General features: G+C 46.4%; 27 protein-coding genes and 3 pseudogenes. 26 read left to right on the top strand and 4 right to left on the bottom strand.

What is annotated here, in order from left to right:
• Positions 1–40 precede the first annotated feature (40 nt).
• The 22 genes and pseudogenes from KZ793_RS07130 to KZ793_RS07025 all read left to right on the top strand — a co-directional run.
• A pseudogene (locus KZ793_RS07130) lies at positions 41–790 on the top strand (IS110 family transposase); the annotation flags it as partial.
• Positions 791–1273: 483 nt separating this feature from the next.
• A complete protein-coding gene (locus KZ793_RS07125) occupies positions 1274–2074 on the top strand; it encodes a hypothetical protein (RefSeq protein ID WP_225814737.1) in 801 nt (266 codons plus the stop codon).
• Positions 2074–2814 carry a TIGR03759 family integrating conjugative element protein gene (locus KZ793_RS07120; RefSeq protein ID WP_225814736.1) on the top strand — a complete coding sequence of 247 codons (741 nt, stop codon included), beginning with the start codon at positions 2074–2076 and terminating at the stop codon, positions 2812–2814. The genes KZ793_RS07125 and KZ793_RS07120 overlap by 1 nt, the downstream gene beginning before the upstream one ends.
• Positions 2793–3416: a transglycosylase SLT domain-containing protein gene (locus KZ793_RS07115; RefSeq protein ID WP_225814735.1), complete on the top strand. Its 624-nt coding sequence runs from the start codon at positions 2793–2795 to the stop codon at positions 3414–3416. The genes KZ793_RS07120 and KZ793_RS07115 overlap by 22 nt, the downstream gene beginning before the upstream one ends.
• Positions 3417–3421: 5 nt before the next feature.
• Positions 3422–3958: an integrating conjugative element protein gene (locus KZ793_RS07110; protein ID WP_225814734.1), complete on the top strand. Its 537-nt coding sequence runs from the start codon at positions 3422–3424 to the stop codon at positions 3956–3958.
• A gap of 103 nt (positions 3959–4061) precedes the next feature.
• On the top strand, positions 4062–6224 hold the full coding sequence (gene traD / locus KZ793_RS07105; RefSeq protein ID WP_225814733.1) for a type IV conjugative transfer system coupling protein TraD: 2163 nt from the start codon (positions 4062–4064) through the stop codon (positions 6222–6224).
• Positions 6205–6957, top strand: coding sequence for a TIGR03747 family integrating conjugative element membrane protein (locus tag KZ793_RS07100; RefSeq protein ID WP_225814732.1), 753 nt, complete (start codon positions 6205–6207; stop codon positions 6955–6957). Before traD ends, KZ793_RS07100 begins: the two co-directional genes overlap by 20 nt.
• A gap of 173 nt (positions 6958–7130) precedes the next feature.
• Positions 7131–8042: pseudogene (locus tag KZ793_RS07095) on the top strand (DNA-processing protein DprA).
• Between the two features lie 631 nt (positions 8043–8673).
• The gene (locus KZ793_RS07090) at positions 8674–8949 is read left to right on the top strand and encodes an integrative conjugative element protein, RAQPRD family (RefSeq protein ID WP_450091398.1); all 276 of its coding nucleotides are present in this window, start codon (positions 8674–8676) and stop codon (positions 8947–8949) included.
• Positions 8946–9182: a TIGR03758 family integrating conjugative element protein gene (locus KZ793_RS07085; RefSeq protein WP_225814730.1), complete on the top strand. Its 237-nt coding sequence runs from the start codon at positions 8946–8948 to the stop codon at positions 9180–9182. Before KZ793_RS07090 ends, KZ793_RS07085 begins: the two co-directional genes overlap by 4 nt.
• A gap of 39 nt (positions 9183–9221) precedes the next feature.
• Entirely contained in the window at positions 9222–9608 is a 387-nt protein-coding gene (locus KZ793_RS07080; RefSeq protein ID WP_225814729.1) for a TIGR03745 family integrating conjugative element membrane protein, read from the top strand.
• Positions 9609–9626: 18 nt separating this feature from the next.
• A complete protein-coding gene (locus KZ793_RS07075; RefSeq protein WP_118987525.1) occupies positions 9627–10004 on the top strand; it encodes a TIGR03750 family conjugal transfer protein in 378 nt (125 codons plus the stop codon).
• Positions 10001–10657 (top strand): PFL_4703 family integrating conjugative element protein, encoded by a 657-nt coding sequence (locus KZ793_RS07070; protein WP_225814728.1) that lies wholly within the window; start codon positions 10001–10003, stop codon positions 10655–10657. Before KZ793_RS07075 ends, KZ793_RS07070 begins: the two co-directional genes overlap by 4 nt.
• 59 nt (positions 10658–10716) lie before the next feature.
• Entirely contained in the window at positions 10717–11577 is an 861-nt protein-coding gene (locus KZ793_RS07065) for a TIGR03749 family integrating conjugative element protein (RefSeq protein ID WP_397443587.1), read from the top strand.
• Positions 11567–13042 carry a TIGR03752 family integrating conjugative element protein gene (locus KZ793_RS07060; protein WP_225814726.1) on the top strand — a complete coding sequence of 492 codons (1476 nt, stop codon included), beginning with the start codon at positions 11567–11569 and terminating at the stop codon, positions 13040–13042. The genes KZ793_RS07065 and KZ793_RS07060 overlap by 11 nt, the downstream gene beginning before the upstream one ends.
• A 10-nt stretch (positions 13043–13052) precedes the next feature.
• Positions 13053–13457: a TIGR03751 family conjugal transfer lipoprotein gene (locus KZ793_RS07055; protein ID WP_397443586.1), complete on the top strand. Its 405-nt coding sequence runs from the start codon at positions 13053–13055 to the stop codon at positions 13455–13457.
• Positions 13457–16336: a conjugative transfer ATPase gene (locus KZ793_RS07050; protein ID WP_255619224.1), complete on the top strand. Its 2880-nt coding sequence runs from the start codon at positions 13457–13459 to the stop codon at positions 16334–16336. The genes KZ793_RS07055 and KZ793_RS07050 overlap by 1 nt, the downstream gene beginning before the upstream one ends.
• On the top strand, positions 16333–16743 hold the full coding sequence (locus KZ793_RS07045) for a TIGR03757 family integrating conjugative element protein (protein ID WP_225814723.1): 411 nt from the start codon (positions 16333–16335) through the stop codon (positions 16741–16743). The genes KZ793_RS07050 and KZ793_RS07045 overlap by 4 nt, the downstream gene beginning before the upstream one ends.
• Positions 16740–17738 (top strand): TIGR03756 family integrating conjugative element protein, encoded by a 999-nt coding sequence (locus KZ793_RS07040; RefSeq protein ID WP_225814722.1) that lies wholly within the window; start codon positions 16740–16742, stop codon positions 17736–17738. The genes KZ793_RS07045 and KZ793_RS07040 overlap by 4 nt, the downstream gene beginning before the upstream one ends.
• A 60-nt stretch (positions 17739–17798) precedes the next feature.
• Positions 17799–19171, top strand: a pseudogene (locus tag KZ793_RS07035) (integrating conjugative element protein).
• 2 nt (positions 19172–19173) lie between these two features.
• Complete coding sequence (locus tag KZ793_RS07030; RefSeq protein WP_225814721.1) at positions 19174–19545, top strand: hypothetical protein; 372 nt, start codon at positions 19174–19176, stop codon at positions 19543–19545.
• Positions 19542–21056, top strand: a complete 1515-nt coding sequence (locus KZ793_RS07025) for a conjugal transfer protein TraG N-terminal domain-containing protein (protein WP_225814720.1) — start codon at positions 19542–19544, stop codon at positions 21054–21056. The genes KZ793_RS07030 and KZ793_RS07025 overlap by 4 nt, the downstream gene beginning before the upstream one ends.
• 49 nt (positions 21057–21105) lie before the next feature.
• On the opposite strand, the gene KZ793_RS07020 is transcribed toward KZ793_RS07025, so the two are convergent.
• Both KZ793_RS07020 and KZ793_RS07015 read right to left on the bottom strand, forming a co-directional pair.
• Positions 21106–21270 (bottom strand): hypothetical protein, encoded by a 165-nt coding sequence (locus KZ793_RS07020; protein WP_152964017.1) that lies wholly within the window; start codon positions 21268–21270, stop codon positions 21106–21108.
• A 660-nt stretch (positions 21271–21930) separates the two neighbouring features.
• Positions 21931–22884 (bottom strand): Abi family protein, encoded by a 954-nt coding sequence (locus tag KZ793_RS07015; protein WP_049584405.1) that lies wholly within the window; start codon positions 22882–22884, stop codon positions 21931–21933.
• A gap of 170 nt (positions 22885–23054) precedes the next feature.
• Here KZ793_RS07015 and KZ793_RS22530 point away from each other — a divergent pair, with 170 nt between their 5' ends.
• Positions 23055–23189 carry a hypothetical protein gene (locus KZ793_RS22530; protein ID WP_255619222.1) on the top strand — a complete coding sequence of 45 codons (135 nt, stop codon included), beginning with the start codon at positions 23055–23057 and terminating at the stop codon, positions 23187–23189.
• A gap of 193 nt (positions 23190–23382) precedes the next feature.
• The gene (locus KZ793_RS07010) at positions 23383–23529 is read left to right on the top strand and encodes a hypothetical protein (RefSeq protein WP_152964021.1); all 147 of its coding nucleotides are present in this window, start codon (positions 23383–23385) and stop codon (positions 23527–23529) included.
• A gap of 191 nt (positions 23530–23720) precedes the next feature.
• Here the strand turns inward: KZ793_RS07010 and KZ793_RS07005 are convergent, their stop codons facing one another.
• Positions 23721–24269 carry a helix-turn-helix domain containing protein gene (locus KZ793_RS07005; protein WP_225814719.1) on the bottom strand — a complete coding sequence of 183 codons (549 nt, stop codon included), beginning with the start codon at positions 24267–24269 and terminating at the stop codon, positions 23721–23723.
• 283 nt (positions 24270–24552) lie between these two features.
• On the opposite strand from KZ793_RS07005, the gene KZ793_RS07000 reads away from it, so the two are divergent.
• Complete coding sequence (locus KZ793_RS07000) at positions 24553–24783, top strand: helix-turn-helix domain-containing protein (RefSeq protein ID WP_225814769.1); 231 nt, start codon at positions 24553–24555, stop codon at positions 24781–24783.
• A 261-nt stretch (positions 24784–25044) separates the two neighbouring features.
• Positions 25045–25407: a hypothetical protein gene (locus tag KZ793_RS06995; RefSeq protein ID WP_225814717.1), complete on the top strand. Its 363-nt coding sequence runs from the start codon at positions 25045–25047 to the stop codon at positions 25405–25407.
• Positions 25408–25850: 443 nt separating this feature from the next.
• Here the strand turns inward: KZ793_RS06995 and KZ793_RS06990 are convergent, their stop codons facing one another.
• Complete coding sequence (locus KZ793_RS06990; protein WP_088374595.1) at positions 25851–26681, bottom strand: phosphoenolpyruvate hydrolase family protein; 831 nt, start codon at positions 26679–26681, stop codon at positions 25851–25853.
• Positions 26682–26755: the final 74 nt, after the last annotated feature.

The raw sequence follows: 26755 nt of genomic DNA, 5'->3' as shown, positions 1-26755 counted from the left end.
GTCAATTCCTTATCCAGAATTCAGGTTAATGAGGTTTGTCAGCGGTCTGAATGATTTTATTGATGCGGAAGCCATCTGCGAAGCGGCCTCACGTCCTTCCATGCGTTTTGTCCGACCCAGAACGGAAGCTCAGCAGGCTATGCGTGTATTACATCGGGTCAGGGAGTCACTGGTCAGAGATAAGGTTAAAACGACCAACCAAATGCAGGCTTTTTTACTGGAATTTGGTATCAGTATGCCGACAAGGATAGCGGTTATAAACCGGCTTTCCCACGTGCTCGCCGAGAATGAACTTCCGCCTTATTTAACTCAGTTACTTATGCGCTTGCATACCCATTATCTCTATCTGGTTGAACAGATAACTGAGCTTGAGAATGAGTTAGCGCAAGCACTGCGATGTGATGATACGGGGCAACGGCTGATGACTATTCCGGGTATCGGCCCGATCACGGCCAGTATGTTATCCTCTCAGCTGGGTGATGGAAAGCAATATGCCTGAAGCCGGGATTTTGCCGCCTCAACCGGCCTGGTTCCTCGTCAATACAGCACGGGAGGAAAGAATACCCTGCTGAGTATCAGCAAACGGGGAGACAAGAAGCTCCGGCAACTATTAGTCCAATGCGCCCGTGTTTTTATCCAACGTATTGCTCACCAATCCGGGCGATTAGCGGATTGGGTCAGAATTCAACTTGAACGAAAACATTCGAATATTGTGGCCTGTGCGCTCGCCAACAAGTTAGCGCGTATAGCCTGGGCCATAACAACACGACAAACCGTGTTTGAAAGATAACGATAACGTGCCCCTAAACAGCCACGTTATCGTTGATTTAAACCGATTGCCTATCTGGTTTTGCGAAGACTGATTATTGATGACATGAACGGCCTGATGATGAACCTAAGCATAAAAATGGCTCTTTGAAGCCGAACGGCTTTTTTAGGCGCATCAGGCGCGGGCATCCTTGCCTATAGTGACGCCGGATAGATTTAAGCAAGCCTAAAATTCATCAAAATGAGTGTTGCAAAAACGAGGGTGACCATAGATTTTATGCTCTATATTGGAGTGTAATTTTCATTTTTTCATATTGAGTTTTTTATCGTCATCCTCTCTGGTTTTGCCCAGTATGCTCCCCGGTATCAGGTAATCATATGATTAGACTCTAATCATGACCTGAATAAGTCGCATTCCTGTGTCCGTTGCTTTGTCAGGCAATCTGATAATACTAAAAAATACGCCAGGCACAGCGCTAAATAAAACAAACAAGGATGTTGTGGTATGACAACTGAAATACCTCCTCTGTCGCCGTCGCCGACGTCTGAAGCTGAAATTGACAGCTTGCGGCAGGTGGTTTCTCAAAAGACCCAACCCAGGTTGTTGTTAAAAAAATGTCTGAGGTATCTGTCAATATTGCTTGTTATTGTCAGCATAGTATTGCTGGCATTCGTGGTACGGCAGCAACATCATCAGTTAGTGGAATTTCAATCATTGATGCGAAATGGATCATTCCAGCATTTGCCTGATGAGGTGCAAAAGTTGCACGAACGGCTTGATAAGGCAGATACCGGCTTTGTCTCCCGTCAGGACTGGCAAATGCAAAATGACCGGTTTCATCAGGCATTGATAGCGCAACAGGGATCCATCAACGACCAACAAAAACAGCTCGCACAGTCAGTGACTGATTTAAGCCGTGCTCATCAGGATCTTACCGAAGCAGTAAGTGTATTGAAAAATATCGGGAAACAGCAGGAAATACGCGTTGACGCATTAATCGCGTGGAAATCTCAGAAGGAAAAGCATTCTGGTAAAAAAGCGGGCACACCTGACCGGGAGGTTCTTCGAGCTAAGAAACAGAGAGTTGCTCCTTTCATACTTTCGGGTATTGAACGTCGGGGAGAACAAGTTTATGCCGTTATTATTCCACGAGACATAGATCCTCATTCCCAAATATCTCAAATGCGCTTACTGACTCCGGGTGAAAGCGCATTTGAGTGGACTCTGGTCAGTATCTCCGATCATCAGGCTTTGTTCCAGGTACAAGGGCACCGTCAAACCCTGTCAGTTAACGAGGGACAATAATGAGAAAAGGTTTTTTCAGCCAGAGGTGTTGGTTGATGCTGGTTGGCGTTGTCATGCCTCTGTCAGCCTCGGCGGCACAAGTTGCTATCTCGGAACAGACAACCACGGTTGCGAAAGCGACCCGGCAACAGGTTATGCAGGCCGAAAATCACCGTATTCAGGCGCAAGCGTGGGGGCTGACAGAAGCCGAATTTCAGCGTTATCAGAAATTGATGCAGGGGCAACGGGGTATTCAGTCTCCTGGACTCGATCCGTTGAGTGCATTGGGCATTGAGGCAGAAACAGTACAAGCGCGTCAACATTATGCAGAATTGTGGGTCAGGCAGGAATATGTCCGTACTGAAAAGGAACTGGCGTTCCAGCGGGCTGTGGATGCGGCCTGGAAACGTCTGGCACCGAATATTTTGCCGGTTAATTTAGGGAAGGGGGACGGAATCGCACAGGGTAATCAGGGACGGCTGGCGTTGTTTGTGAAAGAGGATTGCGCGGCCTGTGATGTTCGGCTGGCTGCTGTCTTGTCAGCTGACAGTGAGGTGGATATTTACCTTGTAGATAGTGAAGGCAATGATGATGTTTTACGTACCTGGGCAGGTAAACATCATATTCCGTCAGAAAAAGTCCGTAGTCGAAAAATCACACTCAATCATGACAAAGGGCGGCGCTGGCGACAATTTGGTCAGGGGAAAATGCCGGTCGTGCTACAACATGAGAATGACGGATGGCGTGTGGTGGCATTTTGAGTCTCGCTGTAGCGGGCAGCCTTTTTTGGGTGACCGAGGGTATAGCCGCCGCCGTAAAGCAGACTGTGCCGCCTGGGTATCAGCAGATTGCGCGGGTGCATGGCGTACCCGCTGAAATGCTTTATGCGTTGGCACTGGCTGAATCGGCAAAACGTTTGCCACAGGAGAAACATGAACGCCCCTGGCCGTGGACGCTCAATGTGGCTGGAAAAAGTTATCGTTATGCAACCCGACAGGCGGTCTGGCAGGCGTTGCAGGGATTTATGCGCAGCGTACCCCTCAAACGTATTGATGTGGGGATTACTCAAGTGAATTTAGGCTGGAACGGCCATTATTTTCGTTCTTATTGGGATGCCTTGGACCCCTATACTAATCTTCATGTGGCAGCTCGTATTCTGAAAAACTGTTATCAATCCAATCCGGGTAGTTGGTTGAATGCGGCAGGCTGTTATCACCATCCCGCTGGCGGTCAGCCCGCGAGTAAGTATCGGAAAATCGTCGCACGTAAACTGAGCACGCTGGAGACCCGATATCCTGTTTTATCCACCAATATTGCTGTAGCTAATACGACACTGACCTGGATTGAACCGAAGGGAAAGTAAAGAAGATGTTAATCCATAACTTAACCCGTTATCGCTACCGTTTATTTTTAATGATGATGATATTAACACCTTGTTCTCAGGCTGCACTGACTATTGTGGCTGATTTGGGTGGACAATCTACGGCAGCATATTTTGATGCCATTAATGCTCAGGATGATGAACTGACCGCCACTTCAAATGCGGAGGTGGCCCCGTCGGATTTAACCGAAGGAGGCATGTTACCGGTGGAAACACCAGAATTGTCTCCTGGACCTGTTGACGCTCGTCCGTTGCAATTGCCGGGAATGGGGGCGTTGTTCATGATTGGGGATGATGCCCGGTCAAAACAGTGGTTGAAGAAAAATTTGGTTGGTCTTCGGAAAAAGCAGGCGGTGGGGTTGTTGGTCAGTGTGCGGGATAAAACACAACTGGATGAACTGCGTCAGCTTGCAGAGGGCTTGGTATTAGCTCCCGCTTCCGGCAGTGATTTGGCTCGTCGTTTGCGCTTACAGCATTATCCAGTGTTGATTACCGATACTGGTTTAACCCAACAGGTGCGTTGATGTGGCCCCGTCATCCTATACTATCCGAACTGGTGTTACCACACAGTTTCCCGGTGCTTTTGTTGGGATTGTTGTTGGCAATTGTGGTGTTATGGCGGGCTAGATGAGCGATCGTTATGTGATTGAAGCACGGTTACGTCCGGCTGTTGAGCTGAATACCGCTGTTGTTTCGGCGGTTGCCGCCGGTGTCTGTATCGCAGCGCCGTGGGCTGTGGCATTGTCACCATCGGTCAGTTATGTCATGGCGGCAGGTTTTGGCGTGTTATCAGGTCTCCGATTCCGGCAGGGGCTACGTGTACTGAACTACCGGCGCAATATCCGACGATTGCCCCGTTATGTGATGGCCAGCCACCAGGTGCCCGTCAGTCATCAGAGATTGTTTCTGGGGAAAGGGTTTCTTTGGCAACAAAAACATACACAGCGATTTCTGGATACCTTGCGCCCGGAAGTCGAACATTATGTTCAACCTCCCCGGTACTATCAATTAGCGAGGGCATTTGAGCGGCGGTTTGAGTACCCATTGCTTTCTTTATGTCGTCTGACGCAACGTGATTCTCCGTGGAATCCACTGAGGCCATTGCCGCCGGTAGGAGGTAATCCGGCATTGCATGGCATTGAGCCGGAAGAGGTTAATGTATCAATGGACCTGTGCGAGCGGGTTGGCCATATGCTAGTACTCGGTACAACCCGTGTTGGTAAGACCCGCCTGGCAGAACTACTTATCACGCAGGATATCCGGCGAGGTAATATCACGATTGTGTTTGATCCGAAAGGGGATGCAGACCTGCTCAAACGTATGTGGGCGGAAGCACATCGTGCTGGACGGGAAGATGAATTCCAGGTGTTTCATCTGGGCTGGCCGGATATTAGTGCTCGCTATAATGCTGTTGGACGTTTTGGTCGGGTTTCAGAAGTCGCTTCTCGTATAGCGGGACAATTGAGTGGGGCGGGTAATAGTGCTGCTTTTCGTGAATTTGCCTGGCGTTTTGTCAATATCGTTACCCGCGCCTTGGTGGCTCTGGGGCAGAGACCGGATTACACCCTGATATTACGCTATGTCACCAATATTGGGGAATTGTATGAAACGTATGCTGAAAAAATTATCAGGCAATGCCTGCCTGTGTTATGGACGCAGGTGGAGAAAAGCTTGGGTCTGCTGACGGAAGACGATTTGCCACGCAATATGCAGGGGCAGACGAATGCAGTGAAAATCTGGGCGATTGAAATGGCACTAAGCTCAGAAGCGGGGAAAAAACTCTACGATCCGATACTGGACGGGTTGCGCAGTGCGGTTCGTTATGATCGCACCTACTTTGACAAAATTGTGGCATCCCTGTTGCCATTACTGGAAAAGCTGACCACGGGGAAAATAGCTGCTCTGTTGGCGCCAGATTACACGGATATGAATGATCCGCGTCCTATCTTTGACTGGCAACAAGTGATACGTAAGAAAGGTATCGTCTATGTGGGGCTGGACGCTTTATCGGATGCAGAAGTGGCTTCGGCAGTAGGTAATTCCATGTTCGCAGACTTGGTTTCTGTTGCAGGTCATATCTACAAATTTGGTTTGGATGATGGTTTACCAGAAGGCAAAACGAGAAAACTCCCTATTAGCTTACATTGTGATGAATTCAATGAACTGATGGGCGATGAATTTATTCCGCTGATTAACAAAGGTGGGGGCGCAGGGATAGAGGTAACCGCTTATACGCAGACCTTGTCCGATATTGAAGCCCGTATTGGCAGCAGTGCTAAAGCTGCACAGGTGACCGGGAATTTCAATACCCTAGTCATGCTGCGGGTCAGGGAAAACAACACCGCCGAACTGCTAACCCGCCAGTTGTCAGAGGTGGAAGTGTATACTAAAACTTTGGTCTCCGGGATTACCGATATCTCCAGTCCAGAGCAGGGGAGTCACTTTACCTCTAACACTCAGGACCGGGTTAGCACGATCAGAACGCCGTTAATTACTCCCGCCGAGGTGATTAATTTGCCAAAAGGGCAGGCATTTGCTTTGCTTGAAGGGGGACGGTTATGGAAGATCCGCATGCCGCTGCCAGCAGCCGATGATGATGACTTGATGCCCGAAAGCCTGCAAAAGATTGCTGATGATATGCGTAAACATTACCGTACCAGTGAATCCTGGTGGTCGGGGAGCGCAATGCCAGATGACAGACAGGTTGACCTGAATGCGGTGTTAAAAACTGCTGTGTTGGCCGATAACTTTGACATGGAGGTGGCAGACAATGGCACAAGCGAAAACTGAGTTGCCGCAGACACCACCGAAAAAGTCAGGACCATTAAAAACGGTTTTGTGGGATTTTCCGTGGATGTTTATTGGCTTGTTGCTGGCTTCGCTGCTTTTCAGTCTGGTGATTGAATATTTTGGGATCGCTTTTTTTTGGCCGGAACAAGGTGAGACACACAGCCAGCAAGTCATGATCACGGAAAGCGGTTGGTTGTCTAAAGAATTTACTCGCAGTTTACTGTTATCGGAGCCTGCTACTACGCTCAGTATCGGGTTAAAATGGGGGTATCAGTGGGTGTTTGTAGACAGTGGTGCACTAGACTGGATTAATCAGCAGCATACAGTACAAGCTCGGAGCCACCATGAAATGGTGAGAGAGTTGAGCGATTGGAGTGTATGGCGGGCGGAAAGTTTGCGGAAGTATCTGCTGGCAACGGTATATGTGACCGTAACCTTTGTTATCCGGCTCACTATATTGGTATTGTCTTTGCCATTGTTTGTGATGGTTATAGGTGTTTCTGTCGTTGAAGGGCTAAGTCGACGTGACTTGCGACGTTATGGTGCTGCCTATGAATCGAGCTTTGTCTATCATCATGCCAAACGGTTTGTGAAACCGGCGTTTTGTGTACCCTGTTTGTTATATCTCTCCTGGCCGTCGGCTGTGTATCCTAATTTACTATTGTTACCCGCAGCTCTCCTATCGGGGATAGCTATTACCGTGATGATGAGTACTTTTAAGAAATATCTTTGAGGTAATAAATAGGTAAAATTTTTAATGATTTTTGTTAGATTTTTCAGCGAAAAAGCCTAATTTGGCAGTAAAAAGAAAAAATAATGGCATTTACTCAGTTAATCATTTAGCGTGTTTTGTACTGCTTATTCTCGGCAGTTAGTGTGTGGGTGTTTTTAATAATCTTTTATGCTATGAATTGGGAACGGAGTAAAATGTTGCAACTTGATTTTGGCTCTTCAGATTCCTTCGAACGAGTGATATCTCCATTTGAGGAGATGGCTGCATATGAAGCGTTGTGGATTGAGCAGGGGGCTACATTTAAAACTATTGCTGATAAATTTCGGCAAGCACCTAATGGTACTATGCCGTCTGAACTCGTCTCCGAAGAAAAAAGAGAGTCTGTCAAAAAGTCACTGAAATATATTCTTAATAAATATTCTGTGGAGCATTTAGGTGTTAGAGTGCACGGAGCTAGTGAGTATCCTGATAAATTGAGAGATGCTCGTCACCCAATAGAATTGTTTTATTATCAAGGTTGGTGGGATTTAGTGAATACTCGGTGTGTAGCTGTTGTCGGTTCACGAAAGATATCTGATGAAGGTCGCCGTAGAACAAGAAAGCTAGTTAAATGTCTTGTGAATGATGGATTTACTATTATTTCTGGCTTGGCTGAGGGAGTAGATACGGTTGCTCATACGACTGTGTTGGAGTTGGGGGGTAACACAATAGCGGTTATTGGTACTCCGTTGTCTCATATTTACCCAAGACAGAATAGTGAGCTCCAAAAGGCAATTAGAGAAAATTATTTGCTAATTAGCTAAGTGCCGTTTAAACGTTATATTGAGCAAGATTACCGTAGTAATCGTCTGTTTTTTCCTGAGCGTACTGTGACTATGTCGGCATTATCTGAAGCGACTATTATAGTTGAGGCATTTGATACCTCAGGAACGATGACGCAAGCTAGAGCGGCTTTGAATCAAGGCAGGAAATTATTTATATTAGAATCTTGTTTCAAGAATACTTCAATTAGCTGGCCGGCAAAATATGAAACGTTAGGGGCTATAAGGGTTAAAGACTATGAGGATATTAGGGAACATCTGTGACTTACCGTCTTACAAAAATTGATGAATTGAGTTGTAGAGATCACTACTATCTTGCAGAAGACGACACTTGTTAATTTTATGGTGAATAGGTAGTCACTATAAAACAATGAAAATGGTTATTAAAAACCATTTGCCGCAAGTTCATATTGTGGGTTTATTTGTAGCTAGAACTGTGTGTGAAGCTGAAATCAATTGGTTTGATGAGTGCTAAATAATTCCTCCAATTTAATATCGACTAATTACTTATTAATACCTCTAACACACCATTTAATTACATTTTTTTTGTGTCGAATTGTACTTAATTAGTCAAATCTGCCTACAGAAAATATTATCTGTAAAGTTTGAATAAATGAACGCCTAATGATCTATTATACCACTTAATTTCTTTGTTGTATTAGAAATCCTCAGTTATCAATTCTATTATTTTAATTAGTCAGATGGGGGATATTTATAGTTTTGTATCAACCCTAAATTCAGATATTCAAAATTTTCAAAATCAGATAAACAATTATTCACTGTAATCGTTACTCTTTTTCGTCACTCTGTTGGTATGTATATCTACGCTGATTAGAGCAATGCTATGGTTTATTTCCGCTTATTTTCCCATAGTCTTTTTGTCCTGACGATACTCATGAGTTGGTCTGTACTGGCCGGAGAAAAAGATGAACTGGCCACCACACTCAGGCAGCTTGACCAGGTGCAGGCCAGTTTGGAACGTGCCCGGGTTTTGGCAGTTCAGGATGGTCAGGCAGACCGTTTTTATTTTGATTATCTACGTGCTAACCGGGACCTCAATATTATCCGTGAAGGCATTAACCGCTATCTGACACCATCCCGTGCCCAACCAGGGATTTCTGCGGCTGTGCTGGATGTGACCGGTCAATATCGTCAGGAGCGAATACGGTGAACGAGGTACAACGCAATGCATTCAGGGCTGCTTCCGGCAATCTCGATCCTCATGTGATGCAATTTCTCTGTATCGGTTTACTGATAGCGGTGCTGTTTCTCTGGGCAGCATGGGGAATAGTGGACATCTGGCAGGGGTGGGCCAATGAAAAGGTACGTGAAGCGGCGATGAACCGTTTTGTCATTCGTGTGGCGTTGTTGCTGGTGATGGCTATCTGGATGTTTGCCAGCTAATCGGTTTTTTAACCTGTAATGGAAAAAAGGGAAAAGGAAATGGATCTGTTAAACCGGGGATGTCAGTCACTGTTCCGCCTGTTTACCCGTATCAATACCCGTGCAGTGTCACTCTGTGTGCTGGCTTATCTGGTTTGTCAACCCGTGACAGCGGCATTGCCAACGGTTGAACCACCTTCCAGCGGGAGTGGCGGCGGCATTTTTAATACCGTTAAAGGTTACTTGCAGGACGGCATAGTAATAGGAGGGCTGGTCGTTGCCGCGATCGCGTTTATCAATGTAGCGACAGCGGCAATCCATACTTTTTCTGAAGTTCGCAGTGACAGAGCTTCCTGGACTAAATTTGGTGCGATTGTGGTGGTTGGTGTAGTGCTGTTAGTGGCGGTTATCTGGCTGCTGGGCAAATCGACTTCCATTCTCTTTTAACCCCAGGGAAGTGTCAGTATGGTTCAGACTATTCGTTTTTTACCTGATCGTCTTAATGCCGAACCTATCGTGTTCCGGGGATTTACTACCCCAGAGCTGGGCTGGACGGCATTAACGGGACTGATAGCTGGCACGGTCATTGGCTTGTTACTGGCACCAGTAACGGGTTGGGTGATGATACCGACGGTGGCACTGATTGCGCCGTTATTATTGATTGCCTTTGGTGGCAAATACCTGGCCCGGATGAAACGCGGTAAACCGGAGAATTACCTCTATCGGCAACTGGAAGTGAAAAAGCGGCACTATGGTCTGGGTGATCCGTCATTGATTGTCACATCACAATGTTGGGCGTTGCGCCGCAGTTATCGGGTAATAACTAAAGCGAGACGATTATGAGTCGTTTTCGTCATGCAATTCAAGATCGGGATCAGCATATCCTGACGCTACGTGCTGCCTGTGGTGTGCTGGTTTTGTTGTTGTTACTGAGTCTGAGTGGCTGGATGATGGCGCCGAGAGAGTTAACCATTCATACGCCGCCGGATGTCCGTAGTGGCAGTACCCGTCCGTGGTGGGAAGTGCCCGTCTCCCAAGTTTATGCCTTTGGTTTTTATATTTTTCAACAACTGAATGCTTGGCCGAAAGACGGGGACGTTGATTATCCGGCGAAAATAGCGGCGCTTTCACCTTATTTGACCCCCTCCTGTCAGGTGTTTCTGGAACAGGATGCTCAAAACCGGTCACAAGTGGGTGAGCTAAAAGATCGCGTGCGGGTGGTGTATGAAATTCCGGAACGGGGCTTTCGTGATAGCAATGTGACGGTGAAGGGCCGGGATAACTGGGTTATCCGGTTAGATTTAGTCGCTGATGAATATTTTCACGCTGAGCCGGTAAAACGGGCACTGGTACGTTACCCAATTAAAATCATTCGTTGGGAAGGGGATGCAGAGCGTAACCCGTTTGGTCTGGCACTGGATTGTTATGACAGCACACCGCAACGGCTGGAAGCTGCATCGCAGCCGGCACCGGCGAAAAAGGGGATATTCCCGTGAAAAAACAGGTACTCGTCGAGTTATTGGCATTGACCGCATTATTATTCTCTGGGTTGGTTATGGTTTCACCCGTTGAGGCTGTGGAGTTGATGAAGTGGGAGCGTATCCCGCTGCCGGTTACTCTGCATGTTGGACAGGAGCGAGTGGTTTTTGTGGATAAAAATGTTCGGGTAGGTTTTCCGAGTGCGCTGAATGGCAAATTGCGGGTACAAAGCACCGGTGGCGCAGTGTATCTGTATCCAAGTGAAACGTTTACCCAGACCCGACTGCAACTTCAGGATGTGGAAAGTGGTGAAGTGATTTTGCTGGATGTGACAGCTACAAATGGAAAAGGTCCCTTTGAGCCGGTTCGTGTGGTGTACCACGGGGATGTGACCACGCTGACGGACAACGACCAGGTTCACTACGGTGCCAAAGGGGATAACATGTTAGCAACGTCTCCCTCTCTTGCTGGTGAACGTCAGGCCGTCCGGCGTCAAAAACTGTCCTACACGGCTCCGTTGCCGGTGGTCCTGACCCGTTACGCCGCGCAAAGTCTGTATGCGCCGTTGCGTACAGTAGAAGCTGTTCCCGGTATTCACCCGGTATCATTGGCCTTGTCGTCTCGATTGACTACATTATATCCCTCTGCGCCGGTAATAGTCTCCCCATTAGGGGGCTGGGGGGTGGATAACTTCACTGTGGTGGCACTGAAAGTGCGTAATACCCACCGTGAGAACGTGGTGCTTGATCCACGCAGGTTGCAGGGGCAATTCATATCAGCGACCTTTCAGCATCGTTGGCTGGGACCGTCAGGTACGCCGGAAGACACGACTACCGTCTATTTGGTGGTGAAAGGTCGGCCTGACCGCGCCTTTCTGCCCGAACCGGTGAGGTCAAAAACGCCCATGAAGCAACAAGGAAATCCCCATGCAAATTAAGTCAAACGGCTTGGTGAAATGGGTCGTGCCTATTTTTGTTATCGCGGGATTAGCGGTGGGTATAAAGAGTTGCCGGCAATCTAATACCTCTGTTAGTCAGGCGGTTAATAATCATGCACTGGCGGAGTTGTCTCCTGGGGAGTTACGTACATTAGGTATTGAGGGAGACACCCCGGAAGACACATTGCGTACTCTGATCGGTGCCTTGCGTAGTATCCGTGTTCAGCAGGCGGCATTGGAAAAACAAAATGCACAATTACTGACTGACAATGAGAAATGGCGAAACGGGAGTCAGAGCATGACTGACCAGATTAACCAGGTGGTAGCGGGCAACCGCGAAGAAACAGAAAAGCAACAGCAGGTATTGAAAGCGGAGCAGCAAACATTGTTCAGCCGGCTTGATCAGCTGACCAGCCAGTTAGGTAAAGGTATAAGCACGGGACACGCTATTGTTGAGCGTGATATGCCGTTGGGGTTAGGGTTGGATAATGTAGATCAGCGTATAAACTTAGATAAAGACGGGCTAGTTTGGATTACCCCACAGGACGGGCTTCCGATTGATCCACAGACTGCGATGAATGGGCAGTCAGCAACTTCCCGTTTCCCGATATCATTTCTGGAAGACAATACGTTGAATCGGCAGAAAACAGAATACGACCGTATTACCAAGAATCAGCAACTCTCTACTGATGGTCGTATAGACGAGTTTATCCGGCCAGTTTATACCCTGCCCGAGAATACGACGCTGGTCGGCAGTCAGGCGATGACTGCATTATTAGGCCGGGTGCCAGTAAATGACAAAGTCACTGACCCGTATCCTTTTAAAGTACTGATTGGTAAAGATAACCTGACTGCCAACGGCATTGAATTGCCGGACGTGGAAGGTGCGATTGTTTCTGGTACGGCTACCGGTGACTGGACCTTGTCTTGCGTGCGCGGCAATGTCACTTCTTTAACTTTTGTCTTTGCAGACGGTACCGTCAGAACTGTGCCGAAATCGGATAATCGCACCAATGGCAGCCATCACGTTCAGGATAATAACGGCGGCGGTATCGGCTGGCTATCTGACGACAACGGTATTCCGTGTATCAGCGGTGAGCGTAAATCCAATGCATCCAGTTACTTACCAACCTTATTTGCTCTTTCTGGTGGCACAGCTGCGGGTGATGTGTTGTCGCAAAGCCAGCTAACCACTCAGTCCAACGGTTATGGCGGTGCGACGTCATCACTGACCGGGGATGCCGGTAAAGCGGTTTTGGGGCAAGCCGCTGCCGGAGGATTTAAGGCCGTATCCGAATGGGTCAAAGCTCGTTATGGCCAAACTTTTGATGCCGTTTACGTACCGCCGGGTGCCAGAGTAGCCGTGCATATTACCCAGCAAATACCGATTGATTATGAAGGGCGGGGACGCAGGGTGAAATATAACTTTGGTCTTGGACAGGAGGTCCGTGATGGTCTGGACTGAGAAAACGAGCATGAATAAAGCGCGAAAAATAGTGATGTTGGTGGTGATAACGATCCTGACCGGTTGCAGCACGTCTAAAGAAGAGATGCTTCCACCGGGAGACAGCACAATGCTAGCTCTGTGGCAGGGGAAAGTCTCGTCGTCACAAGTTACGATGGAGGCCCGTAAAACACTGCGCCGGGAGCTGAACGAACGGGAACAGCAGGCTACGCTGAATTACACGGAAAGTTATAATCGTACACAGGAAAATGAAATCAGTCAGACTTTCCCTCGGTTACCCAATCCGGACATGGTGATGTATCTCTTTCCACATTTAGTTGCGGGGAACACGCCAGTACCGGGATACAGCACGGTGTTTTCGTTCTACAACCAGGTGCAATATGCTTTGCCGGGTGAACGGACGGAGGCATTGTGATGTGGTCGCTGTTGAATAAAGTCCGCTTGCGTAAACGGGGTAATCTATCGGAAGTTTTGGGTGAAACTGAGGTCATACTACCGTCGTCTTCTACCGTTGTTGGGCGTGAACCTTTGAGGCGTCCCGGCAAAATGACCAGCACGGATGAAACTGCGTTGTATGACACTTGGCCGTCTATCATTGATTACCTGCCTTGGGTCGAATATTTGGACGATGAGAAGTGTTTGTTGCTGGATGATGGTCTTTCAGTCGGCGCTATTTATGCTGTTTCCCCGGTATCGACAGAAGGACGCCCCACTGCCCGTCTGGAAGACATTCGTGACCAGGTAGAAGATGCGTTGCAAGACAGTCTGGAAGAAGATGACGTATCTCCCTGGGTAGTACAGTTTTTTTGTCAGGATGAGGATGATCCCGCGTTATATCTGACACAACTTCGTCAGTATATTAAACCTTGGGCGCAGGGTTCAGCCTTCACTGAAGCTTGGTTGGCTGAAACCGAACGTCATCTGAAGGGGATAGCCCGACCGGAAGGGCTGTTTAACGATTCATTGGTGACTGGTCAGTCCTGGCGGGGACAGCAACGTCGTACCCGGATGGTCATTTATCGTTGGGCCCCTGTCGGACAGAAAGAAAGCTTGCTACCCATTGTGTTGCTTAATCAGGTGTGTGACCGACTGACAGCTTCTCTGGCGAGTACAGGTATTTTGTGCCAACGACAAAATGGTGAACAGGTTCATCACTGGTTACTGCGATTATTCAATCCTGATCCAGATTGGATAGACAAAGCGACGTTGTATCAGGCAGCGAGTTATGCTACCCCACAGGCTGGTGAGAGGAAGCCAGATAATGATTTCACGGAAACCTTGTGGTTTACCCCGCCACGTTCTGACGTGAAAAACGGTGTATGGTGGTTTGATAATATTGCTCACCGAGCGGTACCGGTTGAACGGCTGCGTCGTCCACCAGAGCCGGGAACGCTGACCGGTGAAATGGTCAGAGGGGAGAATATCAATGCACTGATGGACTTATTACCCTCAGGAACTCTTGTTTCGCTGACTGTGGTCGCACAAGCACAAGACACGCTAGAACAGGATTTCGACCGGTTGTCAAAAAATGCCGTGGGAGAAAATACTGAATCAGGGAGAGTACGTTCAGACGTAAAAGAAGTTAAGGCACATCTGGGGCTGAGACATAAACTGTGCCGTTCTGCACTGACCTTTCTGTTACAGGGGGCTGATGTTGACGATTTGAACCGTCGGCATCAGCAACTGGCCGCAACCCTGTTGGTATCGGGGTTGCAGCCGGTCAAACCCGAATGCGACGTAGCGCCGTTAAACGGTTATCTGCGTGCCTTACCGATGTGTTTTAACCCGCAACGAGACAAACATCACTGGTATACCCGGTTGACTTGGATGCAGCATGTGGCTGGGTTGTTGCCAGTGACAGGGCGGGCGCCCGGCACAGGCAACCCGGGTCTTAGCTTTTTTAACCGGGGCGGCGATGTGCTGACATTTGATCCGCAAAATAAATATGACCGTACCCAGAATGCGCATCTGTTGCTATTCGGGCCGACTGGTGCGGGGAAGTCGGCTACGCTCTGTGCGAGTTTATCGCAGTTGATGGCGGTGCACTGTCCCCGATTATTTGTGGCGGAAGCGGGCAACAGTTTTGGGCTGTTTGCCGATTACTGTCAACGCCTGGGGCTGAGTGTCAACAAAATCAGCATTAAACCAGGTTGTGGTGTCAGTCTGGCGCTGTTTGCCGATGCCCACCAATTGCTTCAAGTGGCATCTTCTCAGTTGGATTTGGCGGGTGAAAGGTCGGCAGAGGAAACCGCAGATGACGAGGCCGATGAGCAGCGCGATATCCTGGGAGAAATAGAACTTGCGGCGCGCATGATGATCACCGGTGGGGAGAAGAAAGAGGAAGAACGTCTGACGCGGGCGGATCGGGGCATGATACGTGAAGCCATCATGATAGCGGCGAGAGCCAGCTTTGATGACGGCCGACAGATGATCGCGGAAGATTTGCAAAATGCATTGTCTGTGATTGCCCGGGACAGCCGGCGGGATGAACAGGGGAGAGCATTGTGTACCGAACAGCGTCGGGCCCGTGCTGAAGAGATGGCGGGGGCGATGTCAATGTTCACCAGTGGTTTTGAGGGGGAATTGTTTAATCGTCCGGGAACACCTTGGCCAGAAGCAGATGTAACGCTAATTGATCTCGGTACGCTGGCGCGTGAAGGATATGGTGCGCAGATGGCCTTGGCGATGGTGTCTCTGGTCAATACCATCAACAATATGGCGGAACGTGATCAATTTGATGTAAGGGAAATTAATTTTGTCGTGGATGAGGCGCATGTTCTGACCACTAATCCGTTATTGTCACCTTATATGACCAAAGTGGTCAAGATGTGGCGAAAATTAGGGGCCTGGTTGTGGCTGGCTACTCAGAATTTGGCGGACTATCCGGATACGGCTGAGAAAATGCTCAATATGGCGGAGTGGTGGTTGTGTTTGACAATGCCGCCGGATGAAGTCGAACAGATAGCGCGTTTTAAAAAGCTTTCTGAAGAACAAAAATCGGTGTTGCTATCAGCCAGCAAACTCCCGGGTTGTTACACCGAAGGCGTGGTGTTGTCGAAAAAAGTGGAGGCGTTATTTCGGGTGGTGCCGCCCAGTGTGTATCTGGCGCTGGGCATGACGGAGAAAGAGGAAAAGGCAGAGCGCAGGGCGATTATGAAAGCGCTTCATTGCAGCGAATTGGATGCCGCTTTTGTTGTGGCGAGAAGGCTGGACCGTGCCCGTGGTCTGATATCTGGGGAAGTGGCGGATGGGCGTGATGAGGATCTCTTATCCATGCAGGAGTGCAGGCTATGAATATCAGGGTATTCTGGGCGCTTTTCCCGTGGTTAATACCGGTATCCGTGTTTGCCAGCACAGTGATATATACCGACACAAGCCATCCACCGCTCAATGCTGATCAAAACGTCCAAGTTGTGTACCTAGATAAGCCAGAGCAGTTGCAATCACAGTTATTCAGTAAGCTGTCTGCTGATCCTCAACAGGCAGTCAAACAGGCCCGTCAGATTTTGCAGTCTCCATCGTGGCATCAACAGGAGCGACATATCAGTCAGGCTTATCAGGGGTTACTGAATGCCTGGACTCTGGGCCTTAAGAAGTTCCCGGCAGTGGTTTTTGATGATGATTATGTTGTGTATGGTACGACAGACGTTAGACATGCCCGGTTACTTTGGGATACCTATCAGCGGGAAAAACAGCCATGAAGTCTCTGGATTTACCGTCATTAACATGGCATTCCCGGCTGAAAAAGTGCGGCATAGTCCTGCTGTTAACGGTTGTTCTGGCGCCCGTGGCCGTTGCCAGTGTGAATACAGCCCAGATTGTGGCCAGTGCCGCGTCGGCATCGTGCATCAGTTGGCGAATAAAAGGCATATGTTATTGGCTATTGTGTTCTCCCTGGGGGTGCAAAGTGCGTACCTCGATAAAAGTGGAACATTTTATTCCTCAGGCAGTGGTCTCCGTCTATAACGCGCCTGGCGGTAATCCCTGGAGAGAAATGTCTCTGGTCAGCCAGACTGTTGACGGCGTGGAAAATGCCGTAACGCGAGTACTTTCCGGAATAGCCGTGGGCGGCGGTAATCATCAGCTGAAAATCCCAGGCAACCGGAAAAACAATCTGCATTTTAAATATGCCGATGCGATTGGGCATCCGGCAACTTCAATAATGGGCGGGAAAATTTCGGGGTATGCGTGTAAAAGTGCCGCCACGCCTTTTATGCCTTATTTTTTAAGTACTCTGGATAGCGTAGTTTGGCGGACCGGTGTGCCAGAGTCGTTTTATCCCGAAGCGCTGATTCCTGGTAAACGTGAACTGGGTTATTCGTTTCGGGGCAATATGTGGGGCAATATTTATCCGCGAAGCGGGTTTGTGACGCAACAGGATGAGGATAAAGCGGCTGCGGTGGTAGCGCAACGGGTAGTTGACATTATTACCCGCACAGGACAGGGGCATGTTTATCAACTCCTGAAAGGGAACCGCAAACAGGGTTACTGGCCACCCGGCGAAGTCGTTGAGAATACGGGTAACCAAAATCATCAATGGCAACGTATAGCGCCTAAAATGAGCGCATCTTGTGCTGTTTTTCCGGATAACCGCGGGGAAGCGGCAAAGGACGGGAATTATGTCTTTGCATTGTGGCAACCCTATAGTTGTTGTCAGCGACGTGGACAGACTTTTCTCTACAGTACAGATTTTTGAGACTGGGATCATTGGATGAGACAACGATTATTTTTGCCGGTATTGATAGCACTGGCGTTTATGCGTGTTCCTGTTGTTCAAGCGGCAGGTTTTGCCATTGCTGACAGCCCGATAGGTTACGGGAAAAGTATGAATGGCGCTGTATCGGACAAACTGTTTTACAACATGGGTGGCGGATCAGTGATATCGCAGCCGGCGACCCGCAGCAATTTGCAACATCTGGGCGGATTAAACCTCGGTTGGAGCAGTGACCTGATGTGCGGTAACTTTGATTTAAAAACGACGGTAGGGAATCAGCTTAATGGCCTGACTTCGGGTTTTAAAAACCTGATGGGCGAAGTGATACAGGGAGCTACTGGGGCTGTAGCCAGTTTGCCGGCAATGGTTATCCAGCGTGCTAATCCGGGATTATATGAAATGCTGACCAATGGTGTATTACAGGCAGGCATTGCGTTCGACAAATCACAACTGAGCTGCCAGAACATGTCACAGCGTATGATGGATTTTTCCGATAGCAATAAATGGACTAAAGCGGCGTTGATGGAGGAATACAAAACGTTGGTGAATACCGGCAACGGTGATGCGGTTGGCACGACACAAAAAATGGAGGTTGCAGACGGTACACAAGGTTCAAACTGGATAGGGGGTGAAAAACGGGGAGGAAAAGGGCAGAAAGCCATTCAGCCTATCCGGGATCTGGCAAAAGCTGGCTTCAATATGATGAACAACCTGCCGGCGAATAGCCATGCCAATGTCAGCCGTGGTCAATGTAATGGTGCTGCGTGCCAGAAATTCAAGAACAGTGAAGAAGCCGCCGCCGCAGTAGTCAGGGTGTTAGGTGATCGTTCGGTTAGAACCTGTATTGACAGTCGTCAGTGTACCAGTGGTGGTACCGAAGATCAGCCAGGTGCGAGTGTCGCTGGGACGGGGTTTGCGCCGATGCTGGAAGAGGCTACCAAAACCAACATTGAGCAATTGATGAAACTGGTCAGCGGGGAAAATGCTCCCACCGTAGTCAATCTGGCAAAACTCAAAACGGGTAGCCTGGCGGTGACTCGCGGGGTTATCCAGGCACTGAAACGTGATCCGGACAGTGGTGCGCTGGTGAGTCGGTTGGCCAGTGAGTTAGCGATGGCAGACACCATTGAGACCGCGCTCACTATGCGGCGAATGTTGATAACCGGACAGGCAGAGCCGAATGCGGCTGCTCAGACGCAAGCTATGGAAGAGAGTGATCGTCGCATTACGATATTGGACAGAGAAATTGTCGCTATGAAGAATGAGATGGAGCTGCGCCGGGCGATTGCACAAAATACCGCCCTGACCGCGCTTGAGCGTGAACAAAATCGGGTAGAAATGAATTTGCAACGGATAATACCGACAGTCGTATTAACACTTTGTCTGTGCCGCCAAAAGGGCGTGAAGGACAATAATGATGTCTGAGCAAAGTGAAATCCGGGTACCTACTGGCACTAAACAAAGGTTGATAGTGGGACTGAAACGGAATCTCAGACGAGGGTTAATCGTCATGCTGATGATGGGGTGCATGTTACTTGTTGCCGTAGTTGGCTTGGCGTATCCGTCTCAGATCAATGCCTTACAACATTGGATGTACACGACCCGTTACGGCTGGCTGGTTTGGCGATTGGTCATGTACAGTGTTATTGCCTGTTTCATGTGGCAGCTTTGGCGATCCCCATTGCCGTTAACACAGAAAGCTGCTTTGAAACGGATTGCGCTAATTTCGCTGGGATTCGTGGGATGTTGTGAGTATGCCATGTTCTTCGTCTCCGGAGAGCAGCCATGACAACTTACAGCTATTTGGAATATTTTCTGACCCTGCTGGGTTGGATGGTGAATAATGGCTTGTGGAATGTGCTGTTGGCCACTGGGTTATTTGTGCTGCCGCTGACATTTAAAATTATAGGTATCTGGCTGAAAGTCCGGGAAGAAGGGGAGGATGAAGGAAATAAGGGCATGCTCTCAGTGACCCGGATTGAAAACACCTTGTATGGTGCTTTTCTGGTGATGATTGCTTGCTGTGTGCCGTTGGTCAATGTGAGTCTGAGTACCATTACGTATGATGACTCGCGGGCAAAAAGTTGTGGTACTTGGACACCGAAACCGGCTGAAACGGGCTATGCGTCAGTGATATCGTCGCTTGAGGGTAAAACAGCGGCCGCTCCAGTTTGGTGGATACTGGTTCATCAGATTTCCAAAGGGGTCACTCAGGCCGCAATAGCTTCTCTTCCCTGCCGCCCCGACCTGAGGCAACTGCGTTTTGAGGTCCAGCATACGCAGATTAATAATCCGGCATTGGCTCAGATATTACAGGATTTCACCCATGACTGTTATGCGCTGGCATTGTATCAGTGGAAACGCCGGGACGAGGGAAAAACTCTGGATGAAGCGGTATTACGGGATATTGAATGGTTGGGGTCAAAAACGTTTCTGAATGGGGCGGGTTATTATGATGCGCTTCAGTCAAAAACGCCCCGGTCGGATTTTCCTTGGAAACCGCACCGTGATGACGGCTTTGCTAATACAGGACAGGGGGGCTATCCGACCTGCAAAGAATGGTGGTCAGACAGTCAGGTAGGATTGGAAAAACGGATCATGGCGCAGGTTGAACCAGGCATGTGGTTTCGGTTATCGGCGGCATTAAAACTGATGGGTAAGGAGACATCAGAGTACAAAGAAGCGGTGATACGGCGTCTGGTGAGTCCGGAAAACCTGACAACATCTCAGGGGGGACATGTCTATGCAGGTTACGGGGGAAACGCGGATTTTACCCTGATGAATTCAGTGGGCCGTCTGGCTTCATTGGGTGGGATGTCGTTGGGCAGTCTGGCGGCATTTCCGGCATTTGATGCAATGCGCCAGGCATTACCAATGGTGCAGGCTGTTATACTGATGGCAGTGACTATCATATTACCGCTGATTATAGTATTTGCTGTCTACGAATATAAGACGGTCATTACGCTGACCTTTGTCGTGTTTGCGTTGAACTTTTTGACATTTTGGTGGGAATTGGCACGCTGGTTGGACAGCTGGTTATTGGAGGCATTGTACGGTTCGGATACGCACAGCCGATGGAATATGGCCGGTTTTCAGAATAGCACAGACGATATCATTATGAGTTTTGTGATGGGAGCGATGTTTATTGTGTTGCCGGCATTGTGGATGGGAGCGTTGTCGTGGGCGGGTATCAGAGTTGGTGGAGCATTAGAAAACACAGCGTTGAGACATGGGACTTCGGAAGCTCAATCTAGTGGTGCCAAAATAGGAGAGTCGGTGTCGAATAAAATCATGAAATAGTCTATATGATTATATTAAACAGTGATATAGATAATTTATTTCACTGTTTTTAATCATCTAGTTTGCTGCCGTTAGAGTAAAAACCATAACCTTCTGAACCATTCCGATACTTAGCTTTTAGAGATTCACTGTAGGTAGTATCTTGCTTGTTATCTTTAGCTAGTGAAAGTCCCAGTAGTAGTCCAAAGATAAGCACAATAATTCCTACTGCCATTAGTACTCCTATCAGCAAAGTGACCACTATACTGCTAACAAGTAAATAAATAGGCGTATGTCCTATCCAGCTAGGGAGATTGTATTTGTGGGCTTTAGTAACACAATGTGCATCCCAAGTACGTAAACGCCGGCATAAGTTGCGGTAAATGTTAGCGGCTTTTGCTCCCCTAGTTTGGGCACGTGTTATACGTTGTTTGTCATGATGGTTAGTCATTGGATAGCCTCTTGTGGAGGTGATGTTCAGATAAATAATATGATTATTTTCTGGTTAGGTTAGCCAAAAATCTGAGCTGCGTCTATGGCGTGAATTGTAAAACGAGTTGTGTGTTATGCACATTTGCACGGCTGATAAAGCTCATTCACCTGACCCCATCAAAGGGTCGGGTGAATGAAAGCGGTTGGTGAGCTGGGGAGGCGAACCAACATCAGCGGTGTAACTGTGTATAACGCTTATTTAACGAAAGATGGGTAGAGTCATATTTTTAACTATTATAACATATATTAGGCACAAATTTTTTGGTTGATAAGGTATGTGTAACTCAACTTATCCTTTCGTTCACCAAATTAATGTGGAATATAAAAGATATTGTTTTAGTATTATTGGCAAATTTTAACCATGTATTAAGATATTTTTGCATTGTCAAAATATATGGTAACCCTAAAGTTCCCAGAATGGATCTGTATGCCAAGTTTCTGGAAAACCAGCAGAATGTAACAGTGGTATTACTCTTGGAAATTCATGTGCTAAAATGTGAATATCTTGGCCCACATTTACTCCCAGTTTTAAGATTTTGCTTAAATGGTGAAGAGTTGCAAGAAAGACATAGATACGATTGTTATTAGCTGGAGGTATAGAAAGGTGTGGGATAATTTCTGCTGGGGCTCTTAAATTTGAATTCCAAAGACGATTATGATGTGCACATTTGTTTCTCACATCTCTTAATCCACTAATCCACCCAACCAGCGTTTCAAATTTTTTTACACCAAATTCTTTGGCTAAATTGTTGAGGATGTTTTCTCTTTCTGATATTTGAAAACGACGTTTGTCCAAGCAATCATAAATAACAAATATATTTCCCAATGTTGCTAATTCGCCGATAATCCAAAAAGGGGGTAGGGATTTATAATTATCATTTTTCTCATTATAGTACTTTTCCTTATAATGAGTGGCATATTTTTCATTACAAGATGTAAATGAATTTGATAATTTTGAACGTAATAAGTCTATTTTATTTATTTTTTTATTAAAGAAGTTTTTATCGTCGAGATACCAAAATGGATCATCTGTATATTCTGATATAGTGTGATCTAGCCTACTGCGAAATTTTATTTCTAGTCGAGAAATTATGCGAAATATGTAATTGCGTAATGATTCATCGAAACGATAAATATCAAGGCCGTTTTCAAAAAAAACGCCATCGCGAAATTGTTTTTTTCCTTCTTCATTTTGATACATGAACTGGAATAGGTAAATTTTAAAACGATAATAGCTGATAAATGATAATATGTGTTCGGCTAGTACTTTATCTTTGAAATTTAGGCCCTTTTCCTCTAAATCACCAATAAGGTCTATAGGTTTGCGATGCGACTTTGAGTAGGGGATATGAGCCATGATTTAAGATTCCATAAAAAAAAAGCCCGCTTACGTTCCCGGAGGAAGGTAGCGAGCGTTGTCGATACTTATGCTACCAGAGAAGAGAAAAATGTCAATAACATATCAATAGGTTTTTGCCTTAACAGTAGGGTGTTTGACGCTATCTGTTTGTTGCTGTAGGATTCTTGTTGTTGATTGCGGCTATTGCCGCCAGCAACGTGCTAGGGTCACTGATGGTGGAAATCATGCTGCTGATGCCGAAAGATATTTGGGATAAACTCTTGCTGAGAAGTCAACAGGGGTTTTCTCGCCTTTTTAATTAAAAAGGCAAAAATGAGGATACGCAAGCCTAATATGCTGGCATTTGTTAGTACTATAATTGTACATCTTTGTCTCAACAGAAGGTATATTCATTAGGAAAGCTTTAAGTCACGCGGTTTCTCAGCATCGTGAACATCAGAAAAACACAGATTTTTATTTTATAGCTGTAGTACTAAGTGATGATAGGAGAAGGTTATGCAATCAAAACGCCAAGTTTCTGAACTTAAGCAAATGTCTGTAAAAGAGCGCAAAATTGAAGGTATGCGTCGGGCTAAGGCGGCTTTTGATCTGGCTGAACGTACAGGTATGTTAACAAAGCGTTCTGTTATCGTTGAGCGCTGATTTCTTCGTTAAATTGATAAAGCTTTGTCAATGATTTCCCTTTTGAGTGGTAGTAAGTTTTTAAGTTAGTTTGCCAAGTTCGTAATTGCTCTTTGGGTGTTCTACCCGATTGTTTTTATACTCTCACGTTCAGTTCTCCGTGCTGCACCCACGCTTAACTCTATGCTGTTATGATCACCAATTGATTGTGTTTAATTTTTTTCTTGACTTATCAGGGTAGTAATGCATTGCAAAATTTCTTTGTCTGTTGATTCATCCCCTGCAAGAGCCACTTTGATTGCTTGTTTCAAACTTGATCTAATTTGAAGCCTATCAATGGCATCCTTGATGTCTTGTTGTTCATGAGCCATTGTTAATAGCCCTTCAATACCTTTGCGATGAATTAATTTTATAAGCTTATCTACTTCGCATAGATTTAAGGAGTTAAAAACCAAGTTCCAGGAATGTCGTAATTCAATACTATCATTGTGTGCATCTGGTGTTTCAAATTTGAAATTTTTATCCCCATTTGCAAGCCAATCTAGGCTTACATTCTCCTTATTAGCAACAATTTGCATATATTTTAATGATGGGCTTGTTCCTTTATTGATGTAGTTATTGAGAGTTGAATAAGGTAAACCCCAATCCTTAGCAGCAGTCCTAATGTTTCTTTGCCCTACAAGTTGTAATAACCTACTGATTAAACCTTCTTTTTCTTCTTCGTCACTAAAAGAAGCACCTGATGCTTTTTTGTTTGTCATTTTCTCAATTTTCGTTCAATTAGTTGATTTTTAATAAAAATTACTCTCTAAAAGATGAATTTTTCAAATTAGGAAAATTGTGGTCCTAATTTGCTTTACAATATTCAAATTTGGATCAATACTTGTGTTCCAGTGAATAATTTCCCAAAGATTATTTGCACTGACAATTGGTTAGAGTAATTGAAATATAGATTGAAGTAAAACGTACTACTAACAGAGTTTAAAGCAAAGAATGTTACTCGTCGTTTTACAGTATTATTAGATAGTTATACCCGATTGGAGAATTATTGTGGAGAAAAAAGATTGGCATTCGGCAGATATTATCGCTGCGTTAAAAAAGAAAGGAACGTCATTGGCTGCCGTTTCTCGGGAAGCTGGACTAGCATCGTCAACATTATCCAATGCTTTACAGCGTCCCTGGCACAAAGGTGAAACAATCATTGCGAATGCATTAGGACAGAAGCCTGATGAAATCTGGCCTTCCCGTTACCAGAAAAGAAGGAAGAGATATTGATCTTCAGGAGCAAGAGAAAGAATATGGTGACAGTTATAGGAACCATAAAAACAACGCTCTGAAAGTGCTACAACACAATCAGAGCGTCTAACCGCAACATTATTGGAGCTAATGCTATGGCTAATATGAATAGTAACATATCCTCATACTCAAAGCGTTATACATTTAACGCGCAATCTAATGTAGAAACTGAAGCACATACCTTGCTTACTGACTTTTCTTTGGTTTTAATTTTTTGTAAACCAATTGAGAAGCAATATTATGCACAGTAGTATTCCTGATACTCCCGACGACAGTGAGATATCTGATGTGAATATCCTATGGTCTGGCATGTCGGATGCGATTGCGTCACTGGATCTCTCATGTGTTAGCGATACTGTACTGTGTCAGCTAATTGAATCATCTAAAGAAAATACTATGGGTATTTGTCATGGTGTAACTTTTCTTGGTGACTCAATGTTGTCGTTTGCCAGTAATAATATCCATGAATTTACTCCAGAGAGTTTGTGTCAGCTCGGGCATAGCCTATCGGCGCTGAGTTCTCTATTACCGATGCTTTTTACCATTCATGAAAAAGCGAGTGGTGAATATCGTCGTAGGGTTTTGAAAGAAGAAACAAAATAGCCTTGTCAAATGAAACCGGAAAATTTTTGGATAGTTTTCCGGTTTAAAGGCATAAACTATCGCCGACAGGATATTCGATATTGTTGATACTCGTCGGGGCGATTTTTCCCCTTTCCGCCGCCCGAACCGGCATCAGGATGTCGTTACAGTGGCATCAGCACGCTAAATAAGGTATTGAATGCCATCTGGTGTGGGGCTTCTGTCCAGCCAATTGACAACCATTTTTTCATTAACATCGCTGAGTAAGCCCCGGAGACAAGCGAGACTGAGTTGTTGCGGACCGGCAGGATGAAATAAGGGAGTCATACAGGCATGTGTTGGCTGGGGATGGCATATTGGGCATCTTCCCGTATTTTGAGAAAAAGAAAACAATGCGTCATCATAACGTAACCGATATTACGGTTGTAGTACTCAGTTTCCACATAGCTTAAGTATAATTCTCACTAACCCCGATTAATTTCTTTAAATTTTTGGATAGTATATTTGATGGCTTGTTCTGTTGGCAAACGCTCCATTGCACTGGCGCCATAGAATCCATGACAATCGGGGCAATGAGCTAAAATATAGGCTACATCTTCCGGTTCCGAAATTGGGCCGCCGTGGCACAAAATAATAATGTCATTTCGGACAGTTTTAGCCGCCGAAGCACAAGCATTAACGATTGGTATACAAGATTTCAGATCATATGATGTATTAGCACTAATATCGCCGCTAGTGGTTAGCCCCAGATGTACGACGATGATATCAGCACCTGCTTGTGCCATAGCTTCAGCCTCTTTTGCATTGAAAACATAAGGCGTGGTAATCATTCCTTTTTCATGTGCCAGGCGGATTAGCTTCACCTCCAGTGCATAGCCCATGCCTGTTTCTTCCAGGTTTTTTCTGAACTTTCCATCAATAAGTCCTACTGTTGGGAAGTTCTGAATACCAGCAAAACCTTGTGCCTTCAGTTCATCTAGGAAAAGAGGTAAATTACAGAATGGATCAGTACCACAGACACCCGCCAATACAGGTGTTTCCTTAACTATCGGCAATATTTCATTACCCATTTCTCTGACAATTTCATTTGCATTACCGTATGGCATTAATCCGGCCAGTGATCCTCTGCCAGCCATTCTGAAGCGTCCAGAATTATATACGATAATGAGGTCTGCACCTCCTGCTTCCTCGCAACGTGCCGAAAGACCAGTGCCTGCACTCGCTCCAATAATAGTTTCGTTACGTTCGACTTTTTGTTTTATAGTTTTAATAATCTGATTATATTTTTTCTTCATAAGAAATTCCCTGGTGTTCTATAATTTCCTTGAATTGTTGTATTACAAGAGTACAAAATTGTGGTGAATTTATG

Origin of the sequence: Photorhabdus antumapuensis (assembly GCF_020387775.1) — a bacterium.
Lineage (GTDB): Bacteria > Pseudomonadota > Gammaproteobacteria > Enterobacterales > Enterobacteriaceae > Photorhabdus > Photorhabdus antumapuensis.
The sequence above is the reverse complement of the archived record's forward strand: the minus strand, read 5'-3'. Positions and strand labels throughout refer to the sequence as shown.

Excerpts from the sequence above, each read along its gene's own strand:
- KZ793_RS07125 (WP_225814737.1), top strand. The coding sequence starts at position 1,274 with ATGACAACTGAAATACCTCCTCTGTCGCCGTCGCCGACGTCTGAAGCT.
- KZ793_RS07120 (WP_225814736.1), top strand. The coding sequence starts at position 2,074 with ATGAGAAAAGGTTTTTTCAGCCAGAGGTGTTGGTTGATGCTGGTTGGC.
- KZ793_RS07115 (WP_225814735.1), top strand. The coding sequence starts at position 2,793 with ATGGCGTGTGGTGGCATTTTGAGTCTCGCTGTAGCGGGCAGCCTTTTT.
- KZ793_RS07110 (WP_225814734.1), top strand. The coding sequence starts at position 3,422 with ATGTTAATCCATAACTTAACCCGTTATCGCTACCGTTTATTTTTAATG.
- traD (WP_225814733.1), top strand. The coding sequence starts at position 4,062 with ATGAGCGATCGTTATGTGATTGAAGCACGGTTACGTCCGGCTGTTGAG.
- KZ793_RS07100 (WP_225814732.1), top strand. The coding sequence starts at position 6,205 with ATGGCACAAGCGAAAACTGAGTTGCCGCAGACACCACCGAAAAAGTCA.
- KZ793_RS07090 (WP_450091398.1), top strand. The coding sequence starts at position 8,674 with ATGAGTTGGTCTGTACTGGCCGGAGAAAAAGATGAACTGGCCACCACA.
- KZ793_RS07080 (WP_225814729.1), top strand. The coding sequence starts at position 9,222 with ATGGATCTGTTAAACCGGGGATGTCAGTCACTGTTCCGCCTGTTTACC.
- KZ793_RS07075 (WP_118987525.1), top strand. The coding sequence starts at position 9,627 with ATGGTTCAGACTATTCGTTTTTTACCTGATCGTCTTAATGCCGAACCT.
- KZ793_RS07070 (WP_225814728.1), top strand. The coding sequence starts at position 10,001 with ATGAGTCGTTTTCGTCATGCAATTCAAGATCGGGATCAGCATATCCTG.
- KZ793_RS07065 (WP_397443587.1), top strand. The coding sequence starts at position 10,717 with ATGGTTTCACCCGTTGAGGCTGTGGAGTTGATGAAGTGGGAGCGTATC.
- KZ793_RS07060 (WP_225814726.1), top strand. The coding sequence starts at position 11,567 with ATGCAAATTAAGTCAAACGGCTTGGTGAAATGGGTCGTGCCTATTTTT.
- KZ793_RS07055 (WP_397443586.1), top strand. The coding sequence starts at position 13,053 with ATGAATAAAGCGCGAAAAATAGTGATGTTGGTGGTGATAACGATCCTG.
- KZ793_RS07050 (WP_255619224.1), top strand. The coding sequence starts at position 13,457 with ATGTGGTCGCTGTTGAATAAAGTCCGCTTGCGTAAACGGGGTAATCTA.
- KZ793_RS07045 (WP_225814723.1), top strand. The coding sequence starts at position 16,333 with ATGAATATCAGGGTATTCTGGGCGCTTTTCCCGTGGTTAATACCGGTA.
- KZ793_RS07040 (WP_225814722.1), top strand. The coding sequence starts at position 16,740 with ATGAAGTCTCTGGATTTACCGTCATTAACATGGCATTCCCGGCTGAAA.
- KZ793_RS07030 (WP_225814721.1), top strand. The coding sequence starts at position 19,174 with ATGTCTGAGCAAAGTGAAATCCGGGTACCTACTGGCACTAAACAAAGG.
- KZ793_RS07025 (WP_225814720.1), top strand. The coding sequence starts at position 19,542 with ATGACAACTTACAGCTATTTGGAATATTTTCTGACCCTGCTGGGTTGG.
- KZ793_RS07020 (WP_152964017.1), bottom strand. The coding sequence starts at position 21,270 with ATGGCAGTAGGAATTATTGTGCTTATCTTTGGACTACTACTGGGACTT.
- KZ793_RS07015 (WP_049584405.1), bottom strand. The coding sequence starts at position 22,884 with ATGGCTCATATCCCCTACTCAAAGTCGCATCGCAAACCTATAGACCTT.
- KZ793_RS07010 (WP_152964021.1), top strand. The coding sequence starts at position 23,383 with ATGCAATCAAAACGCCAAGTTTCTGAACTTAAGCAAATGTCTGTAAAA.
- KZ793_RS07005 (WP_225814719.1), bottom strand. The coding sequence starts at position 24,269 with ATGACAAACAAAAAAGCATCAGGTGCTTCTTTTAGTGACGAAGAAGAA.
- KZ793_RS06995 (WP_225814717.1), top strand. The coding sequence starts at position 25,045 with ATGCACAGTAGTATTCCTGATACTCCCGACGACAGTGAGATATCTGAT.
- KZ793_RS06990 (WP_088374595.1), bottom strand. The coding sequence starts at position 26,681 with ATGAAGAAAAAATATAATCAGATTATTAAAACTATAAAACAAAAAGTC.